A 24,476-nucleotide genomic window follows, 5' to 3' on the forward strand; every position below is an offset into this window, starting at 1 on the left:
AAACCCGGAAAACAATGTGACAGGAATGTGGACGTGCTTTATACTGTTCCAATTACTTTTAAAATCCAATAAAAGATTTCAAATATAAATGTGAAAAGCCTCCTTTAAAAAAGGGGGCTTTTTTTGAAACCGGTCATTGCAAAAAAACTGTATCTTTCGGGTTTAAACGAGCAAACACAAATGAAGCAGCTTATCTTCCTTTCTATTTTTTGTTTTTCAATAGCATCATTCGCACAGGTTCCTGCCGCCCAATATGAAAAATATCCGGTTTTTAAGGAATGTGAAAATGCAGATGTTGATGCTTTGGAAAATTGTTTTAAAAACACACTTCAACAATTCATTTTTAAAAATTTCAAAGTTCCCGAAATTGTTTTTTCTGAAAATTACAAAGGCAATGTAAATGTGCTTTTTGAAGTTACGAAAGAGGGAAAATTCAAAGTTTTATATGTTGATGGAATTTATGATGAATTAAAGGAAGAAGCACGAAGCGTTTTTGAAAGTCTCCCCGAAGTGAAACCCGCAACCTATAACGGTACGCCAACTTATGTTCAGTTCACATTGCCCATTGCAATTCCATTGGTAGCTCCGGGCGAAAGTATTCTTCAAAAAACAGAGATTGCAAAGAAAAACGAGAGGGAGGCATTGGTAAATGAATATGAAGAAGTAGTAAATCTTCCTTATAACAATGAAGAATACAGAAGCAATGTGAATATTCCGCTTTCACACCACAATTATAGCCTTTTTGATCCTGCGCTCAATCGTGTTGGCTTGAACAATCACACAGCACAGAAACCGTATATTTATTCCGAGGTAAATAAATATTACGATTTTGAAGCAGCCAATAAAGAAATTTTAAAAAACAAAACTTCGTGGTTTGGCCGAAAGCTTTGGAACGAGCACCTTGCTACAATCAAAGGAAAAGATTATTGGTTAACGCTGGATGCAGGTGTAGATTTGCAAGCTGGAAAAGATTTTGACGCAGATATTGATACTTATAACAATACGCGTTTGGTTTACACCCAAGGAGGAGTTGGCAAGCAACTTAGTTTTTTCGGGGTTATTTATGAAAGCCAAGGGCGTTTTGCGGATTATTTCAACCGTTATGCTGAATCCATAAAACCGGATGGCGGAAATCCAGCAATTATCCCTGGGCGCGGTATAGCGAAGCGATTTAGATCAGATTCCTATGATTATCCAATTGCAACTGGACACATTTCTTACACGCCTTCAAAATATTTCAATATTCAACTTGGTCACGGAAAAACCTTTTTGGGGGACGGATATCGTTCTCTTTTCACGAGTGATAATGCCAGCGCGTATCCTTTCTTCAAAATAAACACTACTTTTTGGAAGCTAAAATACACCAATACTTGGATGTCGTTGCGTGATGTTCGCCCAGAAGTTACCGAAGATGGTTCCTTCCGAACAAAATATATGGCAAACCACTATTTGAGTTATAACATAACCAAAAGATTGAACATTGGTCTTTTTGAATCGGTTATTTGGCAAAATGACAATGGCCGCGGCTTTGACGTGAATTATTTAAACCCTATCATATTTTACCGCGCAATAGAATTTTCAACAGGCTCACGCGGCGGAAATGCCTTGATTGGGATTAGCGGAAAGTATAAAGTAAATGACCGTGTAAATGCCTATGGACAACTTATTATTGACGAATTTTCCTCTAGCGATGTTTTTGGCGGAAAAGGGAGCTATAAAAACAAAACCGGGTATCAATTGGGGCTAAAATATTATGATGCATTTGGTTTAAAAAATCTCTATTTGCAGACGGAATATAATAGGGTCCGTCCATATACGTATTCACACAATACTGTTGTTCTTAATTATGGACACAACAATCAATCGATGGCGCACACCCTTGGCGCCAATTTTTCTGAATTTATAACCATTGCTCGCTATCAACGCGGAAGGATTTATGGCGATGCCAAATTCATTATTGCAAAACGCGGTTTTGAGTTTAACACTCCCGATGATTCAAGCTTTTACGGCAGCAGCATCTATGGAAATGAGGACGATAGAATTTCTGACAATGGAAACGAAGTTGCCCAAGGAAATACCACAGATTTTTTCCACGCTGAAGTGCAGGCTGGATATGTAATAAACCCAGCTACCAATTTAAAAATATACGGAAGCTTTATTTTCAGAAATTTTGACCCAAAAGTGGAAACGGAAACTGTTTTCAAGAATCAAACCAGTTGGGTTAATTTTGGAATCCGTACAGATTTGTTTAACTGGTATTACGATTTTTAAGAAAACTTAATCTACGTCGTTACTTCCCTTCACGTTTTGAGGGGGAGTTTTGTTTTCTTGCGGGCTATTTTGCTTTTCTTGCATTTTTTCTAGCTTTTCGCGTGCTTGCCGGTTTTTTTCAGCGTTTTTGTCAATAGGGCTGCGCTCTTTGGCAACTTCTTTATACACAGTTCTTAAAAAAGCTTCAGTTGAAATAAAACCATCGCCATAACCTAGGTCATCAAACTCCTTGGTAATATCCTTCATCTGTGCAACTTCCTCTTCGGTTTTTTTGTTTATATAGTGTGTCGTTACACGTTTGTATATAATTGAAAGCATATAGGATGCTTTTTGAAGATCTTTATAGGTTCCTACATCACCGTGGCCCGGAATAATTTTTGTGTCTTCATTAATTAGTAACAATGCCTTCCCAATGCCATCAATATATCCTTGTATGCTGCCACCATTATCAGTATCTATAAAAGGATATTTCCCGTTGAAGAAAACATCGCCGGTGTGCAGTACGTTGCTGTCTGTAAAATACACCATCGCATCTCCATCGGTATGGGCGTTGTGGACATGGAATACATAAATTTTTTCACCATTATAGTGAAAAGTAAGGTCTTCGGAAAACGTAACTACTGGAAGTATTTCCTGCGGAATTTTTTTCTTTTCCTCGGCAATCATTCCCTGCAGACGGGCGTGAACATTCTCTTGCGAAAATATTATTGTTCCCTGTTGTGCTAAAACTGCATTTCCGCCAGTATGATCGCCATGAAAATGTGTGTTTACCAAAAACTGTATGGGATTTTTACTAATTGTTTTAATGTCTTTTTGTATCTGCTCAATACCCTCGGCATATTGGTCGTCAATCATAAAGATTCCTTCATTGCCAAAACTAAGGCCAATATTTCCACCTTTTCCTTGAAGCATGTAGATTTTATTATTAACTTTTATAAGTTTTGTATTGAATTTATTGCCAGTATCAGTTTGCGAATAAACCGTTAAAAAAGAAAAAAGTAGAGTTGCGCTGAAAATTATTTTTGATAGCATTTGTTTTATTTTTTAAAATCGGTTCAAATTAACAAAAATGCTGAAATAAAAGCATAAGATTGTTGATAATATATTGCGAAAAAAAATACAGTAAGCGTATCTTTGCGCAGCCTAAAAATAAGAGCTTGTCCGTTACCCAATCACAAACAATCACTCAGTCCGTCATTAGGAATTTCACTGAAATTACCAAGCTTCGGCTTTCGGTGAGTGTAGTGTTTTCTTCTGTTGCTGGTTATTTGTTGGGTGCAGACTCTATAGATTTTTATATACTTTTTCTATTGTGTTTAGGCGGTTATTGTATGGTGGGTGCATCAAACATATATAACCAAATAATAGAGCGCGATCTAGATGCGCTGATGGACCGCACCAAAAATAGGCCGCTTCCGGCTGGACAAATGAGCGTCCGTTCCGCATTTATTTTGGCCTGTGTTCTTACAATAATGGGAATTGTGGTTTTATACTCAATAAACCCAATAACTGCAATGTTTGGAGCTATTTCCATTTTTATGTACGTTAGCCTTTATACACCACTAAAGACCAAAACCCCGCTTTCGGTTTTTGTGGGCGCATTTCCGGGAGCTATCCCGTTTATGTTAGGTTGGGTTGCCGCAACGGGCAATTTTGGCATAGAACCGGGAACTTTGTTTATGGTTCAGTTTTTTTGGCAGTTTCCACATTTTTGGGCTATTGGCTGGTTTCTTTTTGACGATTACCAAAAAGGAGGTTTTTTTATGCTTCCCAACGGAAAGCGAGATAAGGGAACGGCAATACAAATTATTTTATACACAATCTGGACGGTACTTGTTTCCTTGATACCTGTTTTGGGTATTACTGGAAAATTATATTTAACCCCAATTTCAGGCGTTTTGATTGGTCTTTTGGGAATTGGGTTAATTTATTACGCTCTTCGCCTTTATAAAGAAAAAACTTCAAAAGCCGCCAAACAGCTTATGCTTGCAAGCGTGAGCTATATTACGTTACTGCAAATAATTTATGTTGCAGATAAATTTTTAAGATAATTTAAGCATGGACGTTTTACAGAAAAGAACAATGAGTAAAAAAATAGATTTAACCGAAGGAAGCGAAGAGGAAAAAACAAATAGGGCAAAAAAGAACATGCTCTGGTTTGGTATTATTAGTTTAACGATGAGTTTTGCGGGTCTTACAAGTGCTTATGTGGTAAGTAAGGAAAGACCGGATTGGATTTCAACCTTTGAGATTCCACAAGCTTTTTACATAAGCTTGGCATTGATAATTGCAAGTAGTTTTACAGTACATTTAGCTTTATTAAAATATAAAGCGCAACAAAATGGAATCGGAATGATTCTATTGATGGCTACCTTTATATTGGGCTGTTTTTTTGTAATTTTTCAATTCATTGGGTTTTCAGAAATCATTCAAAACGGATATAATTTTACAGGACCTACGAGCAGTATAACTACTTCTTTTATTTATTTGGTGGTGTTATTGCACGTTGCGCACGTTTTTGCAGGGCTCATATCGCTTCTGGTCGTAATTTATAATGATAATAAATTAAAATATGAAAACGGTAAAACACTTGGCGTTGAACTAGCTGCAACTTTTTGGCATTTTGTTGATGTAGTGTGGATTTACCTCTTTTTATTTTTATATTTTGTGAAATGATAATATTGTCCTTTAAGGATTCACAGAACATCGTTTTATTGGATTTTTCAATGGGTTTATATAAAACTTTAAATGATGTTTCGTTAAATAAAAATTAAACGTATTTTTGAACCTTTATTTAAAACCAATTTCTTTTTATGGAAGCTACTGTTGTTAAAACAGGTACCGAGGGAAAAACCTGGGGCGGCGGAAACCAGCCACTAAAAGCCAGTTATGGCAAAATGATGATGTGGTTTTTCATCGTTTCTGATGCCTTGACTTTTTCTGGATTTCTTGCCTCTTATGGATTTTCAAGATTCAAATTTGTGGATGCCTGGCCTATCGCCGACGAAGTTTTTACCCACTTTCCGTTTCTGCATGGAGTAGATGCGCCAATGTATTATGTGGCGTTTATGACTTTTATTCTGATCTTTTCGTCCGTAACTATGGTTTTGGCCGTAGATGCAGGGCATAAAATGCAACAGAAAAAAGTTATTTTCTATCTCTTCCTAACTATTATTGGAGGAGCTATTTTCGTAGGCTCGCAAGCTTGGGAGTGGAATACTTTTATTAAAGGAGATTACGGCGCAATTGAAACCAAAGGCGGACAGATTGTTCAATTTTTGGACAAAGAAGGAGAGCGCGTTGCCCTTCGTGATTTTGCTGCTGCTGCAACAGGAGAACGAACTGAGCAAACCAAAGAAAATGGAATATGGTTTAAAAACGAAGCAGAATATTACCCAAGTGTTTCTTTTGAACAGGTAAAAGCTGGGTTCTTGGCCAATGACAATCTCTTGGTTAGACTTCAACATAAAGACGAACACGGACAACATATAATTTTATCAAGGGAAGAATCCATCGCAAAGGTTGTGAACGATGGCCATATGGTGGTTGAGGGAGCAAACCTTCACCATAATGAATACGGGCACCCACTGTTTGCGGACTTCTTCTTCTTTATTACTGGTTTTCACGGATTCCACGTATTAACGGGAGTTCTGATTAACTGTATTATATTTTTCAACGTAATATTGGGTACCTACGAACGCAGAGGCAGCTACGAAATGGTAGAAAAAGTTGGACTTTATTGGCACTTTGTAGATTTGGTTTGGGTATTTGTATTTACCTTCTTTTATCTTGTATAGCTTTCAATATTTTAAAAAATGGCACACGAACATAAATTAGCAATATTTAGAGGAACTTTAAAGTTCAAATCGAACGTAAGTAAAATTTGGGGCGTATTTTTTATACTTTCCATAGTTACTATCATTGAAGTTGCATTGGGTATTATCCGCCCAGACTTTTTGGTGGATCACAGATTTTTGGCACTGAAACTTCTTAACTGGATATTCATCCTGCTTACCCTTTTTAAAGCCTATTACATTACTTGGGACTTTATGCACATGCGCGACGAAACCAATGGTTTGCGAAGAGCGGTAATATGGACTACCTTATTCTTAATAAGTTATTTGGTGGTACTTCTATTAATTGAAGGAGATTATATTTATGAGGTTTATAAAATTGGTTTTATAAAATTTAATTTCTAAATCCGATTTTAAGATTTATAAAAAAAGCCCTCAAGTTGAGGGCTTTTTTATGCTCTCTATTTTAAAATTAACACCCAAAACATTGCCCAACCCCCTTTTACCCTGTATTTTTGCAAAAGCAAAAAAAATTTGTAAAATGAAGAAGTATTTGGTTCTCGGCATCCTTTTTTTACTGCCCATTACGGCTTATGTTTTTTTTGCGTCCGGGAAAAATAATTTTGCTACACTTCCCTTGCTCACTAATTCAATTACTGAATTAAACGGATTTAAAACCCTTGAAGGGAAACCCGTTCAGCTAAAAGATCACATCACGGTTTTGGGTTTCTTCGGAAGCGATTTGGAAATTCACAGGGCGTATGCTTACAATCTTGCCCACAAAATTTACAGTAAAAACTATGAATTTAACGAGTTTCAGTTCGTCATTCTATTGCCAACTGGAACAGAAGAACAAGCAAGAAATATTGAAGAAAAGCTAAAACAGATTGCCCCCACGGATGCTTGGCATTTCGCTTTCGGTTCACCAGAGGATATTAAACAGGTTTTTCAGTCTTTAAAATCCAACATTGAGTTGGATTCCAATTTATCCACACCCTATGTTTTTATAATTGATAAAGAAAGAAACCTGCGCGGGAGGGATGACGACGAAGATGAAGGCGTAATGTATGGTTTTGACTCCAGCACGATTGCCGAGATTAACAACAAAATGAGTGACGACGTTAAAGTGCTTTTGGCAGAATATAGACGGGCTTTAAAAAAGTATAACGACAAACGGGAAATATAATAGAAATGGTTTCATTTAAAGTATTCATAGGGTGAAAAAGAATTATTCATACATAGGAATTTCGTTCATCATTTTAATCTTCGGAATTTGGGCGATTCCGAAAATCATCAAATCTGTTTCTGAACCTGATCTTGCAACCATAGGGGCTGTGCCAGCTTTCAGTTTTACTGATCAAAATGAAAAGACAGTCACAAACGAAACTTTTAAGGACAAGGTTTATATCGTTGAATTTTTCTTTACTACTTGCCCTTCCATTTGCCCAATTATGACGGAAAACATGATTAAAATCCAAGATGAATTTTTGGGAAATCCCAAAGTTGGAATTGCCTCTTTTTCTATTGACCCTGCACACGACACACCTCAAGTTTTAAAGGAATATGCCCAAAACAAAGGAATTACAAAACCGCAATGGCATTTATTGACGGGCGAAAAGGAAGCTATTTTTAAACTGGCCAATGAAGGTTTCAATCTATATGTTGGAGAAGTTTCCGAAGTGGAAGGCGGTTTTGAACATTCTGGCTTTTTTGCACTTGTTGATGAAGAGGGAAACATCCGTTCAAGAAAAGACGAAAGCGGAAACCCAATTATTTATTACGATGGCTTGAAAGACAAAGAAATCCAAATGTTGAAAGAGGATATTAAAAAACTTTTATAAAGGCATGCAGACAACGCAGGGAAATACTAAAAAATACAATATTTGGATTTGGCTACTTTCCATCGCCATTCCAATAGCCGTAGCAGTGTTGTTCACTGTAAAAATTCCTGGAGTGGAACGTTTGGGTTTTCTACCGCCAATTTATGCAACCATTAATGGACTGACTGCTATTTTATTGGTTACGGCGGTTTTCCAAATTAGAAAGGGAAATCGAAAAAAACACGAAAGGTTGATGAAAACCGCAATTATCTTTTCCGTATTGTTTTTGGTAATGTATGTAGCCTATCATATGACTTCCGATTCTACGAAATATGGTGGGGAAGGAATGTTGAAATATGTTTATTATTTTATTCTTTTAACGCATATTTTATTGTCTATAGTAGTAATTCCTTTTGTACTGATAACTTATGTTAGGGCAATCTCCGGACAGTTTTATATGCACCGAAAAATTGCACGCATAACCTATCCACTTTGGTTATATGTTGCTGTAACTGGCGTCATCGTTTATTTGATGATTTCGCCCTATTATTAATAACTTATGAAGTTTAAAATTTTCATACTTTTTATCTTGCTTCTCATTGTCGTTCTTCCCGCAGAAGCCCAATGTGCCATGTGCCGCGCTGTTTTGGAGAGCGAGGAAGGCGGGCAGGCCGCAAAAGGCATCAACAACGGTATTGTTTACTTGATGATTTTTCCATACCTGCTTATTGCCGGCGTAGGCTATGCCATTTACCGTAGCCGAAAAAAGGCACGTTCCGAAAATACCGATTAAATTTTCGGTGGTTTACTGTAACAAGTAGAGGTTTTTAAAGTCTTATAAAAAACCGAAAACAGTAATCTTTTCAAGTCTTAACAAGAATTTCACATTTTAAAGTGGATTTCCCCTTTATTTTGTAAACCAACAATTTTCAGGATGATAGAAATAAAAAACCTTCACAAATCATATCACATGGGCAAGAATTCACTCCATGTTTTAAAAGGTATAAATTTTACGGTTGCTGAAGGCGAAATGGTTTCCATCATGGGTTCTTCCGGTTCGGGAAAATCTACATTATTAAACATTCTCGGGATACTTGACGAAGCAGATGAAGGCAGCTATACTTTGGACGGCACTTTAATTAAGAATTTAAATGAAAAAGTTGCTGCCCGCTACCGCAATAAATTTTTGGGCTTCATCTTTCAATCTTTTAATCTAATCAACTATAAATCTGCATTGGATAACGTTTCGATGCCCTTGTATTACCAAGGCGTAAAACGAAACATCCGCACCGAAAAAGCCATGCACTATTTGGAAAAAGTTGGCTTGGCAGATTGGGCATCACATCTTCCCAGCGAGCTTTCGGGAGGGCAAAAACAGCGTGTTGCAATTGCTCGAGCTTTAGCTAGCGACCCTAAAGTATTGCTCGCCGATGAACCTACGGGAGCATTGGACACAAAAACTTCGTATGAAGTAATGGAGCTGATCCAAGGAATTAATGACGAAGGAAAAACAATCCTTATCGTGACCCACGAAGACGATATTGCGCATATGACCAAGCGTATCGTGAACCTAAAGGACGGATTGATTATTGATGATTCCATCGTCAATCAAGTGCGTGCAAAAACTGAAAGCTATGTTTAATATTGAACGCTGGCAGGAAATTTTTGAAGCCATTCGCAAAAACAAACTGCGAACGTTTCTTACCGGGCTTTCCGTCGCTTCGGGAATTTTCATTTTGGTAATTCTGCTCGCCATTGGTCAAGGAATGTCCAACGGGGTTGCAAAGGAATTCGAAAAAGACGCCACAAATCGCATCAGTGTTTGGACAAATGTAACTTCAGAAGAATATAAAGGCCTTAATCCTGGCCGGATAATAGAAATGGACAACCGCGATTATGAAATGGCGGTGAATAAAAACCGCGATAAGCTTGAATATAAATCGGGCGTTTACAGCAGATGGGGGCAATTAACTACTTACAAAAAGGAAAACGGAAGCTACAGAGTTGAAGGTGTTCGCGGGGATTATCAATTTCTTGAAAATGCAACCCTTGTAGCTGGAAGATATATAAACCAGGGCGATTTAAATAATTTTGAAAAAGTTACGATTATAGGAAACCAAGTATATCTCGATCTTTTTAAAGAAGGAAATGCTATTGGTGAATATGTGGACATTGCCGGAATAAAATTTAAGGTTGTAGGTATTTATTCAGACCCGGGGGGAGAGCGTGAGGAAACACGGCTTTTTATCCCGTTGACTACTGCGCAACGGGTTTTTAATGCGGGTGATAAACTTCGGTCTTTGGCTTTTACGCTAGAAAAACAAGACAATTATGAAGATGCACTCGCCGCTTCCGAAGCCTTTTCCGCTGGATTGGAAACCGATTTAAAAATAGCGCACACCATTTCGCCAACGGATGACAGGGCAGTGAACGTAAATAATACCTTGGAAAATGCAAAAAAGTTTTACGACCTAAACAATATGATACGCTGGTTTTTTTGGGGCGTGGGTATTTGTACCATCATTGCTGGCGTTGTGGGCGTAAGCAATATTATGCTTATCATCGTTAAGGAACGAACCAAAGAAATTGGTGTGCGTAAAGCCATCGGTGCCCAACCGTGGTCCATTATTGGAATGATTCTTCACGAATCTATTTTTGTGACCGCAGTGGCTGGCTTTGTTGGGCTTATTTTCAGTATGCTATTATTGCAATTTGTTGGACCGTTCATTGAAACAGATTACATACGGAATCCTTCCGTCAATTTTTCGGTAGCAATTACAACGGTAATAATTCTTGTTGTTGCGGGTGCCGTTGCGGGATTTTTTCCTGCTTACCGTGCCGCAAATATTAAACCCATAGAAGCTTTGCGCGATGAGTAAATTATTTAGCAGGGATAGTTGGGCCGAAATAATTGAAGCCCTAAGCAGCAATTGGTTCAGAACCGTAATGACGGCTTTTGGAGTGCTGTGGGGTATTTTTATTTTGGTCATTTTGCTTGCCGCCGGTAACGGTTTGGAAAACGGCATAAAACAAGGTTTTAACGGAATGGCCACCAACTCCATGTTTATGTGGTCCCAAACCGCTTCGCAGCCCTATAAAGGTTTACCGAAAGGGCGTAGGTATAACTTCAAAACAGACGATGTTCCTGCAATAAAACAAAATGTGGATGGACTACTATATGTTTCGCCCAGAAACCAGCTGGGAGGTTTCCGCGGAAGCAATAACGTGGTGAGAGGCCTTCAAACGGGCGCTTTCAACGTGTATGGCGATTATCCCGAAATAATCCAGCAACAACCAATGGATATTACTTCGGGTAGATTTATAAATTATTCCGATATAAACGAAAAACGAAAAGTAGCCATTATCGGTAGTGGCGTTCAAAGTATCCTCTACGCTCCAAGCGAAGAGGTGATCGGTTCCTACATTAAAATAAACGGTGTTAATTTTCTGGTAATCGGGACTTATAAAAAGAAAGGAAACAATGGCGATCCCGAGGAAATGCAGAAAGAAATATATGTTCCTTTTACTTCTTTTTCGCAAGCGTTTAATATGGGCGACATTGTTGGCTGGATGGCAATTACTGCTGAAGATGGCTTTTCAATAACTGAATTAAAAAGTCAAATTTTTGATGTAATAAAAACACGCCACACCATAAACCCGAATGATGACCGTGCCGTGGGAAATTTCGACCTTTACCAAGAATACAGCAAAATAAGCGGCCTGTTTACAGCTTTAAATTTTGTAGCCTATTTCGTTGGTATTCTCGTGCTGCTTTCAGGAATTATCGGTATCAGCAATATTATGCTTATTGTAGTAAAAGAACGCACAAAGGAAATAGGAATCAGGCGTGCTTTGGGCGCAACGCCTTGGAGTATCCGTGCACAGATATTATTGGAGTCAATATTTTTGACCATCGTTTCGGGTATGGCAGGAATCGTTTTGGCTACGGCTGTGCTCTGGCTTGTTAACTATCAACTCAGTAATATGGACACCAGCGAGATGATGTTCATAAATCCGTCGGTTAACATCGGAGTTGTGTTTATTGCTTTAACTATTTTAATTGTTTCAGGTCTTTTGGCGGGACTAATTCCTGCACAAAACGCCATAAAGGTAAAGCCTGTTGAAGCGTTACGAACTGAATAAATATTAATAATGGAATTAACAAGCGATCCAAAAGTTGCAGCTATTTTTGAAAACTATCCGAAAGGAGTTAAGGAGAAAATGCTCCACCTTAGGGATTTGGTTTTGAATACAGCATTAGAAACGAAGGGGCTTGAAAAACTTGAAGAAACACTAAAATGGGGCGAGCCAAGTTATATAACAAAAAACGGAAGCACATTGCGGATGGATTGGAAAGAAAAAACTCCAGACCAGGTTGCGGTTTATTTTAAATGTACTTCCAAGTTGGTTTCAACATTTAAAGCAGTTTATAAAGATAAATTCAACTTTGAAGGTAACAGAGCTATTGTTTTTAAACTGAATGAAAATATACCCGAAAAAGAATTGAAACATTGCATGGAAATGGCATTGACATATCATAAAATAAAAAATTTGCCGCTTTTAGGGGCTTAAATTGAAATAGTAAAAACAGAAAAAATCATCAATTAAAAAACCATAATTTCAACAATCAAAAAAAATGAAAAAAACCAAAACCATAATCATCCTAGCTACAATTGCAGTATTGTTTGCGGCTTCTATGTACTGGCTGTATTCAAAAAACATGGAAGACCCCGTTGTTTATGAAACAGAAAAACCCGTAATGGGCTCAATCACGAAAAAAACAGTGGCTACGGGCAGTATTGTTCCAAAAGAAGAAGTGCTCATAAAACCCAACATTTCAGGAATTATAGATGAAATTTATGTGGAAGCAGGCACTGTTGTAAAAGCTGGAGATTTGATAGCAAAGGTAAAAGTGGTTCCAAATGTGTCTTCGTTAAACAATGCAAAAAGCAATATAAATAATGTTCGCACACAAGTGGAAACAGCGCGATTGGCTTTGGAAAACCAAAAGAGTATTTATAACCGCCAAAAAGCATTATTTGAAAAAGGAGTGATTTCTGCAAATGAGTTTGACAATGCACAACTTGCCTATAACCAAGCACAGCAAAGACTTAAGCAGGAACAGGTTGGGCTTACGGCGGCCAATCAGAATTACGACATCGTAAAAACTGGAACCACCAGCGGATTGGGCGCTTCGGCAAATACTGAAATCCGCGCCACAGTTTCCGGAATGGTGCTGGACGTTCCCGTGAAAACAGGAAACCAAGTTATTGAAGCGAACAATTTCAACGATGGAACCACCATCGCTACTTTGGCAGATGTTGACAAAATGATTTTTGAAGGAAAAGTGGATGAAAGCGAAGTGGGAAAAATTAGGGAAGGCCTCCCGTTAGAAATTACCGTGGGTGCAATTCAGGATAAAATTTTTAATGCAGAATTGGATTACATTGCCCCAAAAGGAATCAGTGAAAATGGTGCGATACAGTTTGAAATTAAAGGGACAATGAAAAATCTCGATACCACAGATACTTTTATTCGTGCAGGCTTGAGTGCCAATGCATCCATTATTCTTGCTAAATCTGAAAACGTATTGACCATCAAGGAAGCTTTGGTTCAATATGATCCCAAAACTGAAAAACCATTCGTAGAAGTAATGGTTGGCGAGCAAAAATTTGAGAGACGCGATGTGGAATTGGGCGTAAGCGACGGCATAGACGTTGAAGTGAAAAGCGGAGTTTCAAAAGACGATAACATTAAGGTTTGGAACCAACTGAAACCAGCAACACCAATGGGTGGCCGTGGATAAAATTCTTTATTTTATCCATAGTTTTGTAACACATCAATAATATAAAAGACATACATAGCAACAATAAAACTTATGAAGAAGATAGCAATCCCTTTCTTTTTTTTGATACTAAGCATTTCTTTAACCGCCCAAAATAAAAAATGGACGTTGCAGGAATGTGTGGCCCATGCCCTTGAAAATAATATTTCGGTAAAACAAAGCGAGCTGGATATTGAACTTGCCGAAGCTGATAAACTTGAGGCAACCGGCAACTTTTTGCCATCCTTAAACGCAAATTCATCTTATTCCAAAAATACAGGTTTGAGTTTAAACCCAACAACCAACCAATTGGAGAACACCACCTTTGGTTCGGCTTCCGCAGCTATAAACGTTGGCTACACAATTTTTGACGGTTTGCGGAATGTTCGCCAACTTCAACGCGCAAAACTTTCAGAACTTGCGGCACAGTACCGTTTGGACAAAATGAAGGACGATATTGCGCTGGCCGTTGCAAATTCCTATTTACAGGTCTTGTTGAACAAGGCAAATCTTGAAGTGGCCAAATCGCAAAATATTGTTACACTTGAACAATTGCAAAGGACGAATGATCTTGTTGATGCCGGCGTACTTCCGCGTGGTGATCTTTTGGAAATTAAAGCTACGGATGCTGGCGAAAAAAGACAGATTGCAGTAAATGAAAATACTGTGAAAATCTCTTTGATCAGTCTTGCCCAATTGTTGTTGATAAAGGATTATACCAACTTCGATATCTCTGATGAAGAATATAATATTATTGACGGAGGCATTGCCGATAAAGATGTTTCTGAAATTATTGAAAGTGCAAAACAAACGCGTTCCGAAGTAAAAATTGCACAGAAAAATGTAGAGTTGGCTGAAAAGGATGTTCAGATTTCACGTGGTGGATATTACCCTACACTTTCAGCATTTTTTGGTTATAACACTCGTTATGCAGATAATGATCCATTGAACCGGGAGTTTGTTGAACAATTGTATTTAAATGACGGTATTGGGTATGGTTTACAGCTAAATGTGCCGATTTTTAATGGCTTCGCAGTTAGAAGTAGCGTGAAACGAAGTAAGGTGAATTTAAGAAATACACAATACCAGCTAGAGCAAACCCAGCTCGATCTTGAATCGAGTGTATATCAGGCCTATGTGGATGCCAATGGCGCGTTGAAAGCTTATGAAGCTGCTTCGGTGGCGTTGGAGTCGCAGGAGTTGGCTTATCAATATGCAAAAGACAGATATGATGTAGGTTTGACAAATGCCTTCGATTTTAGCCAATCAAAATTGCGTTACGATAATGCAAAAGTTGAGGTAAACAGAAGTAAATTTGACTATATTTTTAAACTAAAAGTTTTGGAATTATATTTTGGCGTTCCCGCAAGTGAATTAAAATTTTAAGTATGAAGAAAAAAAAACTCATTTGGACTATTGTAGTTGTTGTATTGCTTATTGTTGTCCTTATTGCTGGAAAAAAAGCCGGTTGGTTCGGAAAATCTGGCGATTTTAAACAAGTTGAGATAACCCAAATTTCACCAATTGACATTATTGAAACCGTTGCCGCAACCGGAAAAATTCAACCGGAAGTGGAAGTAGCGCTTTCTTCCGAAGTTTCTGGGGAAATTATTGAACTTCCCGTAAAAGAGGGCCAAACCGTTGAAAAAGGCGATCTTTTGGTAAGAATAAATCCAGATCTAATTCAGGCAGCTGTAAGCCAATCTCAAGCCGGATTGCAAAATGTTCGTGCACAGTATAGTCAAGCGCAGGCCAGCGAGAAAAATGCAAAACTAAATTACGAACGTAACAAAGCCCTATTTGAAAAAGGAGTAATTTCAAAATCTGAATGGGACAAATCGGTAGCCGATTATGATATGGCCAAGGCAAGTTCACAGGCTGCATATTACAATGTACAGAGTGCTTCCGCGAACGTGAAACAATCTGTTGATAATCTTTCCCGAACCAGTATTTATGCTCCTATGAGCGGAACCATTTCAAAGCTTTCCGTTGAATTGGGCGAAAGGGTAGTGGGAACCGCACAAATGGCGGGAACCGAAATAGTTCGGGTTGCCAATCTTCAAAATATGGAGGTTGAAGTAGATGTAAACGAAAATGACATTGTAAAAGTAGCCTTGGGCGATTCAACGATTGTTGAGGTTGACGCATATTTAAAGCGTGAATTCAAGGGGATTGTAACCGAAATAGCAAACAGTGCTGAAAGTGCGCTTACCGCAGATCAGGTTACCAATTTTAAGGTGAAAGTTCGCATTGTTCCAGAATCCTACAAGGACCTAACAGAAGGAAAGCCTGAAAGTTTTTCACCTTTCCGTCCGGGAATGACCGCAACGGTTGATATTATTACCAACACAAAGAAAAACATTATAGGGATCCCAATCAGTGCTATTGTTATAAAAACAGATACTACTGAAACCAAAAAAACATATACAACCGAAGTTTCAAATGCCACAGCCGAAAAATTTGAAGCGGTGTATGTAAAAGAAGGAGAAGAAGCCAAATTACGTGTCGTTAAAACTGGAATTCAGGACGATTCAAATATTGAAATTATTTCTGGATTGAAAGAAGGCGAAACTGTAATTACCGGGTCGTACAACACCGTTACAAAATCCTTGAAGCAAGGCGATAAAGTTGAGGTTTCCGTTCCTGAAAAGGATAAAAAAGAAAAGTAATGGCCATTATACTTTGTATTGAAACTTCAACAACCAATTGTTCGGTAGCAATTGCTGTTGACGGCGAAATAAAGGCCATTCGTGAAGAGAATAACAAACAATATTCACATGCTGAAAAACTTCACGTTTTTATTGAGCAAGTTTTAAACGACGCAAATCTAGATAAAAGCAGATTAAACGCTGTTGCCGTGAGCAAAGGCCCAGGTTCTTATACGGGCTTGCGTATTGGCGTTTCGGCGGCAAAAGGTTTGTGCTTTGCTTTGGATATTCCTTTGATTTCCACATTTACTTTGCAAGTGTTGGTGCAGCAAGCAGTGTGTGAAGATTGTTATATAATCCCATTGCTTGATGCCCGGAGAATGGAAGTTTATTCAGCGGTATTTAATTCAGGAAAAAAACAGATTCGGGAAACAAAGGCAGAAATTTTAGATGAAAATTCATTTTCTGACTATTTGAACGAACGGAAAACTATTTTTATAGGTGACGGTTCCAATAAATTTGAATCTTTGTGCAAACACGAAAATGCAGTTTTTCACAAAGATGCCATTCCTTCTTCCGCAGATATGGCTGCTATGGCCGAGGCCAAATACAAAATAAGCGACTTTGAGAATGTCGCTTATTTTGAACCTTTTTATTTAAAGGAATTTATTTTAGGGTAAACTTACAGAAGAGAATCAAAATAGAGAACTACTTTTGATAAATCTGCTTCTTTGCGCAGATCTAAATTATTTTCCTTTACATAGGTTTTCACCTCTTGTTTTTTAGAATCCATCACTTTCAATATGCTTGAGCTATTGCCGGGCAATTCATATAGAGTTCCGTTTTTCATAAGGTAATAAGTAGATTCTTTATCGAAGGATGCACGCCTATCTTTTCCATAGCTGGTTGTAGCGAAAACAGGCTCTAGAAATATAGACTTTGTTTTTTTATATAAGTCATACGTTTTGCCGTCTGCAAGTATGTTAAAATATCCTCCTTTTTCATTGGAATCTTCATAAGGTATAAATACATAAATATCTTTTGCAATTTTCACATAGATACTGGGATCCTTCATTAGTGCATTGTAGTTTGTATCGTCTATGGCTATTTCAATTTCATCAGAATATGCATTATAGCGCATAGGAATATTGCTTTTAACCATTTTGTCATCTTGGTAAATATTACCTTCTATAAAATTTGGACTTGCATACGCTTCATCTTTTATAGCATCAAATTCAGCTTCTGTCAATCCAAAGGTTAAGGACTTTTGGTTAATGTCTATAGTTCTTAGGTAAAAATCATAATTATTATTAGCTGCTCCTGAAGAGCCTGCTCCCTTTCTATTGAAATTCTTTTGTGAAAAGCCCTGAAATGCAAAAAGCATGCACGCGATGAGTAGAATGATATTTTTCATAATATTTTTTTTGATTATTATAAATATACTGAATTACAATTAAATACAGTAATCCTCATTTGGGGATAATATTATGAAAAGCTACTTCAATAAAAAAAGCAACGGTTTCCTGTTGCTTTTTCGTCAAATTTTTATTGTTTTTTTTACAAAAGCGAATCAAAATAGGAAACCACTTTTATTAAGTCTCCTTCTTTATCAAGATCTAAATCGTTCTCGTTCATATATGCTTTTATTTCTGTCTTTTTCTTATCCATCATTTTAAGCATTTTCGATTTGCTGCTCGGTACTTCATAAAAAGTACCATTTTGAACCAAATAATAAGTTACATTTTTAGCAAATGATGGCGGGGTGTCGCGTTCATAGGTAGTTTGTCCTTTTCTCGGTTCTTTGTAAACAGCTTTGGTTTTTTTGTATAGGTCATAGGTTTTCCCATCACTCAAAACATTGAAATATCCGCCTTTTTCATTAGAGCCTTCATAGGGCACAAAAACATAAATGTCCTTGATTATCTTCACAAATATGTCTGGGTTTTTTATCAAAGCGCCGTAGGTTTCATCAGAAGGATTCTTCTTAATTTCTATTTCATCTGCATAAGCGTTGTAGCGCATAGCCACATCACTTTTTATAAGTTGGTCCTCCTGATAAATGTTCCCCTGTAAAAAATTAGGGTTGGCGTAAGCTTCATCTTTTATGGATTCAAACTGGGCTTCTGTAAGTCCAAAAGCCAAGGATTTTTGATTTAGATCAATGGTTCTTGAATAGACGTCATAATTACTGTTTGCAGCCTGGGAAAAACCTGAAATAGCTGTAAGTAAAGTAAAACTGAATAATATTATTCTTTTCATAATTAATTTTTAAATTTTTAAAATAACTAATGCAAAATTAAGGATTTATTTCTTTAAAGTTTCCAAATTAAAATGGTGAACATCGCGTTGTGGGAAAGGTATAGAAATTCCGGCAGCTTCCAGCCGTGCTTTTCCTTCCTCCAAAATATGCCAGCGCAGGTTCCAGAAATCTTCGTTTTTGGCCCAATAACGCAGTGTGAAATTCACTGAGCTGTCGCCAAGTTCGGCCACGGCCACCATTGGCATTTTATCTTCAATTTTCAAGACCGTTTCTTGTTCGTTTACCAAATTAAGAAGTATCTCCTTCGCTAGTTTTATATCATCATCATAACCTATGCCGAAAGTTAGGTTTTCTCGACGCACGCCTTCCTCTGTATAATTTATTATGTTGTCATTGCTCAATTTTCCGTTGGGTATAATGGCGAGCTGATTTCCAAAAGTGGTAAGTTTTGTATTAAAAATAGAAATTTCCTTTACGGTTCCATCTACGCCCTGGGCACTAATAAAATCACCAACTCTAAATGGTTTTATCAATAAAATAAGTACGCCCCCAGCGAAGTTTGCAAGCGATCCCTGCAAGGCCAACCCAACCGCAAGTCCGGCTGCCCCAATAATAGCAACCAATGAGGCCGATTCAACGCCAAGTTGCGTGATTACCAAAACAAAGAGCACAATTTTAAGCCCCCAATTTATTAGGCTGGCTATAAAATTTTCAAGCGTAGGGTCATAATCCTTCTTGTCAAAAAACTTTTTTATAAACCGATTTATAATTTTAATCAGCCACAAGCCAATCAGCAGCATTAATACTGCGCCAATTACGTTTGGTAAAAAATCTAAAAATTTTTGTCCATACTTTTCAATGTAAATATCAAAGTCTTGAAATTTTTCCATAAAATTTATTCTTTTTTGTTTAATGATTCAATTGCAATTTTTGTGTCTTTCACGGGCAATTTACAGGCGTTGTTCACACAAACATATATCAACGTTTCGTTTGGAAAATATCTGTTTTCAAACAAAGGCCCATTATTTTCAGCTGTGCTGCCAGCTATAACAATGTTAGGCAGATATTGGCTGTTGAGCTCTTTAATTTTTTCCGAAGCTTTTTCGCCCACAACAACAACTTCATAAAAATCGTTTTGGAAATTGCTCAAAAGATCCAACCAATTTGAAAAGCCGCTTGGGTATTGTTCCATTTCCACCGAAACGTTTTTAAGCATTTGATGTGAAATTTCATCAAAGCCCGTATTTTCAAAATATTTCGAAAGCATAAAAAGATTCTTCGCCATCACTGAATTTGAAGCGGGAATCACGTTGTCGCGATACTCGAAATTTCTTGTAACAATTGCCGGGTCTTCTTTTGAAGTGAAATAAAACATATGTTTTTCCGAATCAAAGAAATTCGCCATTGCGTAATCAGCCATTTTCTTTGAAAGTGTAAGCCATTTTTCGTCAAGCGTTATTTGATAGAGGTCTATAAATGCTTCCATGATGAAGGCATAATCTTCCAAATAACCGTTAATGCTGCTTTTCCCATCTTTATAATTATGGAACAAAGCACCGTTTTTCTGAAGTTGTTTTTCCGAAAGAAATGCTGCGTTTTTTAAGGCTACGTCCAAATATTCCTTTTTGCCGAAAGCTTTGTAGGCATCAACATAGCCTTTAAGCATCAATCCGTTCCACGAAGTCAATGTTTTATCGTCCAGTCGGGGTTTTGCTCTTTTGTTGCGATAGGGCAGGAGTGTGCTTTTCCAACTTTTCTTTTTATGCTGTAATGCTTCGGAAGTAAGCCCAAATTCTGTTTCAATTTCGGCATCGCTCTTTTTTCTTATAAGCACATAATGGTTGTTTTCCCACTTGCCGTAACTATTCACATTATAATATTCCTGAAAAATTTTGAAATCATCTTTCAACTGCGCCTGCAATTCTTCCGAAGTGAAAACGTAAAATGCGCCTTCTTCAAGTTTTCCTGTTTCGGTTTTGCTATCTGCATCCAAGGAGGAATAAAAACCACCTTCTTTGTTGGTCATTTCACGGGCTACAAAATCCAAGGTTTCTTCAACAATTTCTTTATAAAGAGGTTTTTTTGTAATCAAATAAGCATCACTGTAAAGACTTACAAGCTGTGAGTTGTCATAAAGCATTTTTTCAAAATGGGGCACATGCCATTTTTCATCGGTGCTGTAACGCGCGAAGCCGCCGCCCAATTGGTCGTAAAGTCCGCCGTAAGCCATTTTATCTAAAGTCAATGTTACGTAACCCAATAATTTTTCGTCATTTTCAGTAACGGCTTGTCGTAACAAAAATTCGAGATTATTCGGCATCATAAATTTTGGAGCGCCTTTAAAACCTCCATTTTCTTCATCAAATTGTTGCGACCAATTTTTTAATATTTTATCAGTTGGGAAATTCTTAAAATCTACATCCTCCGTATTCAAATGGACAAGATCCATGCTTTTTATGCCTTCTTCAAGCCTGTTGGCATAAGCAATTAATTTTTCGGGCTCTTTTGTATAAATATCCTGTATTTGCTGGATTGCATCAATCCAATCCTGTTTTTTGAAATAAGTGCCGCCCCAAACCGGTCTTCCGTCTGGCAGTGTTATTACGTTCAAAGGCCAACCCGCACTGCCGGTCATTAACTGGACCGCGTTAATATATGTTTGATCTACATCCGGTCTTTCTTCGCGATCTACTTTTACCGAAATGAAATTTTTGTTCATCACAGCCGCTACCGTACTGTCCTCAAAGCTTTCGTGCTCCATAACGTGGCACCAATGGCAGGCAGCATAACCGATGCTGATTATCATCAGCTTTTTTTCCTTTTTGGCTTGTTGCAAGGTAGCATCGTTCCAAGGTTTCCAATTTACGGGATTGTGGGCGTGCTGCAGCAAATATGGGCTGGATTCGTTGATTAAATCATTTGTAAAAGCGTGTGTTTCCAAAGTTTCTTTTTTTGAAGAATTGCAACCAAACATAAAAGTTATTGCCAAAAAAGCAAGTGCGAACCGCATAGATGGGATTTTAGGAAAACAAAAATACGCTTTTGAATATTCAAAAGCGTATTTTAAGAATTCCTTGAAGTGTTTATTTTACTTCAAAAGTAATTTTTACGTTCACTCTGAACTGGGTTATATTGTTGCCGTCCACTACACAACTTTGCTCGCGTAAATACACAGAACGAATATTTTTCACGCTTTTTGAAGCTTCCTTTACTGCATTTCTGGTTGCGTCTTCCCAGCTTTCACTTGAATTTGCAAGCACTTCAATAACTTTTAATACTGCCATAATTTCTTGGTTTTTTAGGTTTTAAAATTAGTAGAAATCCAAGTTACAATTATTAGAAGTTAATTTTCTGAAAATTAAGTTAAAAGGAAAGATTAGAAAGCTTTAAATATTATCCATTTATTGCAACCACGCTGTTTACTTGCCCGTTAAGCATTTCCTTAAGCATCGTTTCAATTCCGTTTTTCAAAGTGATGGTTGAGGATGGGCAACCGCTGCAAGCGCCTTGCAGAATAACCTTTACCGTTTTTGTTTCTTCATTGAAGGAGTCGAAAAGAATATGGCCACCATCGCTCGCAACAGCTGGTTTTACATATTCGTCCAAAATTGAAATTATTTCCTTTTCAATATCGCTGTGCACTTTTTCATTTTTTTCCAAAGGGCTTACTTCTGAAGAAGAGCTGTTTGCGGAAACATTTGTATTGTTGAGTATCTCATCGTTCAAAACCGGTTTTCCGTCTTCTATAAATTTTCGGATAAACTCACGTGTTTCCATGGAGATTTCCTGCCATTCCGTAACGTTGTATTTCATTACCGAAACATAGTTGGCACTGATAAAAACTTCTTTCACAAAAGGAAAATTAAACAATGCCTTGGCCAAAGGAGAATGGATGGCGTCATCAATATTCTTGAACTCAAAAGTTCCGGTTGCCAATGGTTTATTGGCTACAAATTTCATTACAGATGGATTGGGCGTGCTTTCGGCATAAACGCTGACAGGAATCTTTTTGGGCGCGGCGGTTTCAAGAATTACCGGTTTTTCAGCATTTAAATATTCCAGTATTGAATCCGCAACTTCTTGCTGTACGTCTTCCCATTCAACAATGCTATATTTTTCAATAGCAATGAAATTTTGCGAAATATATACTGTTTTCACAAAAGGCAGGTAAAAAAGCTGTTGTGCCAAGGGGCTGGATTTTGCTTCGTCAATATTTTTGAATTCGTAGCTAGTAGCGCGTGTTAAGAAAGAATTAGCAATAAATTTAACAATATTTTGGTTGCTTGTTTGTGAAATTTCTATGTTAAAATGGGACATTTAGTTGTTTTTTTTGCAAAAATATAAAAAGAAAAACAATGTATTCAATATATTTGGCACTGTAATACCCAGATTTATGAAAAAATTAATACTTCTCTTAATATTTGTATTTCCACTTTTCGTTTTTTCGCAACCAGTAACCTTGTTCCAACAATTCAACGGAAGATACGATTTCACCGCAGTAGGAAATACCTTGAACGCACAGCCAAATTTTAACGGGTATTGTGGACAGCTACTTCAAAGCAGTGCTACTTTATCATTAAATCCTGGACAAACATTTGTATCTGCTCATCTTTATTGGGGCTCTATTGGTACTGGAGATTTTGATGTATCGATAAATGGAACTCCCATTAGCGCACAGCGAATCTTCAGCCACACCTTTAATGGACAGCCTTATTTTTCTGCATATGCTGACGTTACGGCTTTAGTGGCTGCTACTGGAAATGGCACTTATACATTTGCCGATATGGATGTGCAGGCATTGTTAAATCAGTATTGTGGAACCAATTTTGGTGGTTGGGGTATTTATGTAATTTATGAAGATCCTTCATTATTGCTTAACCAAATAAGTCTTTTTGATGGTTTGGAAAGTGTTTCTGCCAATAACAATAACTTGAGTATTACCTTGACTAATATTGATGTAAGTTCAGACATACTCTCAAAAATTGGTTTTTTAGCTTGGGAGGGTGAAGCGGAAATAGCGAATGGAGAAAGTTTATTTATTAATGGCACCTTGATTGACAATCCCCCATTGAATCCCTCTAATAATGCCTTTAACGGAACCAATTCTTATATAGGAGCTCCGTTAAATGCCCAGTGTTATAATATGGATTTGGATTATTACGATTTGACGGGAATTGTTGCCCAAGGCGACACAAGCATTCTCATTGAGTTGGAATCGCAACAGGATTTTATAATGGTAAATAATATTATTACCAGTGTAAATTCTGAATTGCCTGATGCGACCATAGAAATAGATGATCTTGGGGTATTATGCCAAAATAATAATATTGATGTAGAATACACGGTTTATAATGTTAACAGTACCAATGAACTTCCGGCCAACACACCTGTTGCTTTTTATGCGGATGCGGTTTTAATTGGCCAAACAACAACTACAACTATAATACCAATTGGAGGCTCTGAAAGTGGAACTATTACGCTAAATATTCCTATTGCAACACCAAACAATTTTAACCTTCGAGCTGTAGTAGATGATATTGGTAATGGTACCGGTATTGTTGCTGAAACAGATGAAACTAATAATGAATTTATATATCCTGTTGACCTTAGTACTGCTGGAATACTTCTTAACCCCGGCCCAGCTTGTTTGGGAAGACCAGTTATTTTGGATTCTGGCGTAACAGATCCACCATTTAATATTCAATGGTTTAGAAATGGTGTTGCTATTCCAGGAGCAACAAATGCTACGTTAACCGTGACCACAGATGGCATATATTCTGTTGAAGCAGTAGACGGTATTTGTAGGGTTGATAGCAATTCGGTGGTGATTACTTTTAGACCCCAGCCAATAGCGAACCC

General features: G+C 37.5%; 25 protein-coding genes. 18 read left to right on the forward strand and 7 right to left on the reverse strand.

What is annotated here, in order from left to right; all coding sequences use genetic code 11:
• Positions 1–180 precede the first annotated feature (180 nt).
• Entirely contained in the window at positions 181–2,271 is a 2,091-nt protein-coding gene (locus A7A78_RS11780; RefSeq protein WP_068762689.1) for a gliding motility protein RemB, read from the forward strand.
• Between the two features lie 6 nt (positions 2,272–2,277).
• On the opposite strand, the gene A7A78_RS11785 is transcribed toward A7A78_RS11780, so the two are convergent.
• A complete protein-coding gene (locus tag A7A78_RS11785; protein WP_068762668.1) occupies positions 2,278–3,303 on the reverse strand; it encodes an MBL fold metallo-hydrolase in 1,026 nt (341 codons plus the stop codon).
• 125 nt (positions 3,304–3,428) lie between these two features.
• Here A7A78_RS11785 and cyoE point away from each other — a divergent pair, with 125 nt between their 5' ends.
• From cyoE to tsaB, 16 genes are all read left to right on the forward strand, one after another.
• The gene (cyoE, locus tag A7A78_RS11790) at positions 3,429–4,322 is read left to right on the forward strand and encodes a heme o synthase (protein WP_068762669.1); all 894 of its coding nucleotides are present in this window, start codon (positions 3,429–3,431) and stop codon (positions 4,320–4,322) included.
• 43 nt (positions 4,323–4,365) lie between these two features.
• Positions 4,366–4,947, forward strand: coding sequence for a cytochrome c oxidase subunit 3 (locus A7A78_RS11795; RefSeq protein WP_068762690.1), 582 nt, complete (start codon positions 4,366–4,368; stop codon positions 4,945–4,947).
• Between the two features lie 137 nt (positions 4,948–5,084).
• The gene (locus A7A78_RS11800) at positions 5,085–6,068 is read left to right on the forward strand and encodes a cytochrome c oxidase subunit 3 (RefSeq protein WP_068762670.1); all 984 of its coding nucleotides are present in this window, start codon (positions 5,085–5,087) and stop codon (positions 6,066–6,068) included.
• Between the two features lie 18 nt (positions 6,069–6,086).
• On the forward strand, positions 6,087–6,470 hold the full coding sequence (locus A7A78_RS11805; protein ID WP_068762671.1) for a cytochrome C oxidase subunit IV family protein: 384 nt from the start codon (positions 6,087–6,089) through the stop codon (positions 6,468–6,470).
• Between the two features lie 136 nt (positions 6,471–6,606).
• Positions 6,607–7,251 carry a hypothetical protein gene (locus A7A78_RS11810; RefSeq protein WP_068762691.1) on the forward strand — a complete coding sequence of 215 codons (645 nt, stop codon included), beginning with the start codon at positions 6,607–6,609 and terminating at the stop codon, positions 7,249–7,251.
• A 31-nt stretch (positions 7,252–7,282) separates the two neighbouring features.
• Positions 7,283–7,906: an SCO family protein gene (locus tag A7A78_RS11815; protein ID WP_068762672.1), complete on the forward strand. Its 624-nt coding sequence runs from the start codon at positions 7,283–7,285 to the stop codon at positions 7,904–7,906.
• 4 nt (positions 7,907–7,910) lie between these two features.
• A complete protein-coding gene (locus A7A78_RS11820; protein ID WP_068762673.1) occupies positions 7,911–8,438 on the forward strand; it encodes a DUF420 domain-containing protein in 528 nt (175 codons plus the stop codon).
• A 6-nt stretch (positions 8,439–8,444) separates the two neighbouring features.
• Entirely contained in the window at positions 8,445–8,678 is a 234-nt protein-coding gene (locus A7A78_RS11825) for a hypothetical protein (RefSeq protein WP_068762674.1), read from the forward strand.
• 141 nt (positions 8,679–8,819) lie between these two features.
• The gene (locus tag A7A78_RS11830) at positions 8,820–9,527 is read left to right on the forward strand and encodes an ABC transporter ATP-binding protein (protein ID WP_068762675.1); all 708 of its coding nucleotides are present in this window, start codon (positions 8,820–8,822) and stop codon (positions 9,525–9,527) included.
• The gene (locus A7A78_RS11835) at positions 9,520–10,764 is read left to right on the forward strand and encodes an ABC transporter permease (RefSeq protein ID WP_068762676.1); all 1,245 of its coding nucleotides are present in this window, start codon (positions 9,520–9,522) and stop codon (positions 10,762–10,764) included. Before A7A78_RS11830 ends, A7A78_RS11835 begins: the two co-directional genes overlap by 8 nt.
• Positions 10,757–12,028: an ABC transporter permease gene (locus tag A7A78_RS11840; protein ID WP_068762677.1), complete on the forward strand. Its 1,272-nt coding sequence runs from the start codon at positions 10,757–10,759 to the stop codon at positions 12,026–12,028. Before A7A78_RS11835 ends, A7A78_RS11840 begins: the two co-directional genes overlap by 8 nt.
• Before the next feature lie 9 nt (positions 12,029–12,037).
• Entirely contained in the window at positions 12,038–12,457 is a 420-nt protein-coding gene (locus tag A7A78_RS11845) for a DUF1801 domain-containing protein (protein ID WP_068762678.1), read from the forward strand.
• Positions 12,458–12,521: 64 nt separating this feature from the next.
• Positions 12,522–13,691 (forward strand): efflux RND transporter periplasmic adaptor subunit, encoded by a 1,170-nt coding sequence (locus A7A78_RS11850; protein WP_068762679.1) that lies wholly within the window; start codon positions 12,522–12,524, stop codon positions 13,689–13,691.
• Positions 13,692–13,763: 72 nt separating this feature from the next.
• Positions 13,764–15,095: a TolC family protein gene (locus tag A7A78_RS11855; protein ID WP_068762680.1), complete on the forward strand. Its 1,332-nt coding sequence runs from the start codon at positions 13,764–13,766 to the stop codon at positions 15,093–15,095.
• A gap of 2 nt (positions 15,096–15,097) precedes the next feature.
• Entirely contained in the window at positions 15,098–16,378 is a 1,281-nt protein-coding gene (locus A7A78_RS11860; RefSeq protein WP_068762681.1) for an efflux RND transporter periplasmic adaptor subunit, read from the forward strand.
• Positions 16,378–17,037 (forward strand): tRNA (adenosine(37)-N6)-threonylcarbamoyltransferase complex dimerization subunit type 1 TsaB, encoded by a 660-nt coding sequence (tsaB, locus tag A7A78_RS11865; RefSeq protein ID WP_068762682.1) that lies wholly within the window; start codon positions 16,378–16,380, stop codon positions 17,035–17,037. Before A7A78_RS11860 ends, tsaB begins: the two co-directional genes overlap by 1 nt.
• Before the next feature lie 2 nt (positions 17,038–17,039).
• Here the strand turns inward: tsaB and A7A78_RS11870 are convergent, their stop codons facing one another.
• The 6 genes from A7A78_RS11870 to A7A78_RS11895 all read right to left on the reverse strand — a co-directional run bounded on the left by A7A78_RS11870 (position 17,040) and on the right by A7A78_RS11895 (position 22,934).
• Positions 17,040–17,771: a hypothetical protein gene (locus A7A78_RS11870; protein ID WP_131811139.1), complete on the reverse strand. Its 732-nt coding sequence runs from the start codon at positions 17,769–17,771 to the stop codon at positions 17,040–17,042.
• A 143-nt stretch (positions 17,772–17,914) separates the two neighbouring features.
• Positions 17,915–18,616: a hypothetical protein gene (locus A7A78_RS11875; protein WP_068762684.1), complete on the reverse strand. Its 702-nt coding sequence runs from the start codon at positions 18,614–18,616 to the stop codon at positions 17,915–17,917.
• 45 nt (positions 18,617–18,661) lie between these two features.
• On the reverse strand, positions 18,662–19,507 hold the full coding sequence (locus A7A78_RS11880; RefSeq protein WP_068762685.1) for a mechanosensitive ion channel family protein: 846 nt from the start codon (positions 19,505–19,507) through the stop codon (positions 18,662–18,664).
• 5 nt (positions 19,508–19,512) lie between these two features.
• Entirely contained in the window at positions 19,513–21,627 is a 2,115-nt protein-coding gene (locus A7A78_RS11885; RefSeq protein WP_094746134.1) for a thioredoxin domain-containing protein, read from the reverse strand.
• 73 nt (positions 21,628–21,700) lie between these two features.
• Entirely contained in the window at positions 21,701–21,901 is a 201-nt protein-coding gene (locus tag A7A78_RS11890; RefSeq protein WP_068762686.1) for a dodecin family protein, read from the reverse strand.
• Between the two features lie 109 nt (positions 21,902–22,010).
• Entirely contained in the window at positions 22,011–22,934 is a 924-nt protein-coding gene (locus tag A7A78_RS11895; protein WP_068762687.1) for a NifU family protein, read from the reverse strand.
• A 76-nt stretch (positions 22,935–23,010) separates the two neighbouring features.
• On the opposite strand from A7A78_RS11895, the gene A7A78_RS11900 reads away from it, so the two are divergent.
• Positions 23,011–24,476, forward strand: a 1,466-nt coding sequence (locus A7A78_RS11900; protein WP_131811140.1) for a CARDB domain-containing protein, incomplete at its 3' end; no start/stop codon positions are given.

Origin of the sequence: Aequorivita soesokkakensis (assembly GCF_001641085.1) — a bacterium.
Classification (GTDB): domain Bacteria; phylum Bacteroidota; class Bacteroidia; order Flavobacteriales; family Flavobacteriaceae; genus Aequorivita; species Aequorivita soesokkakensis.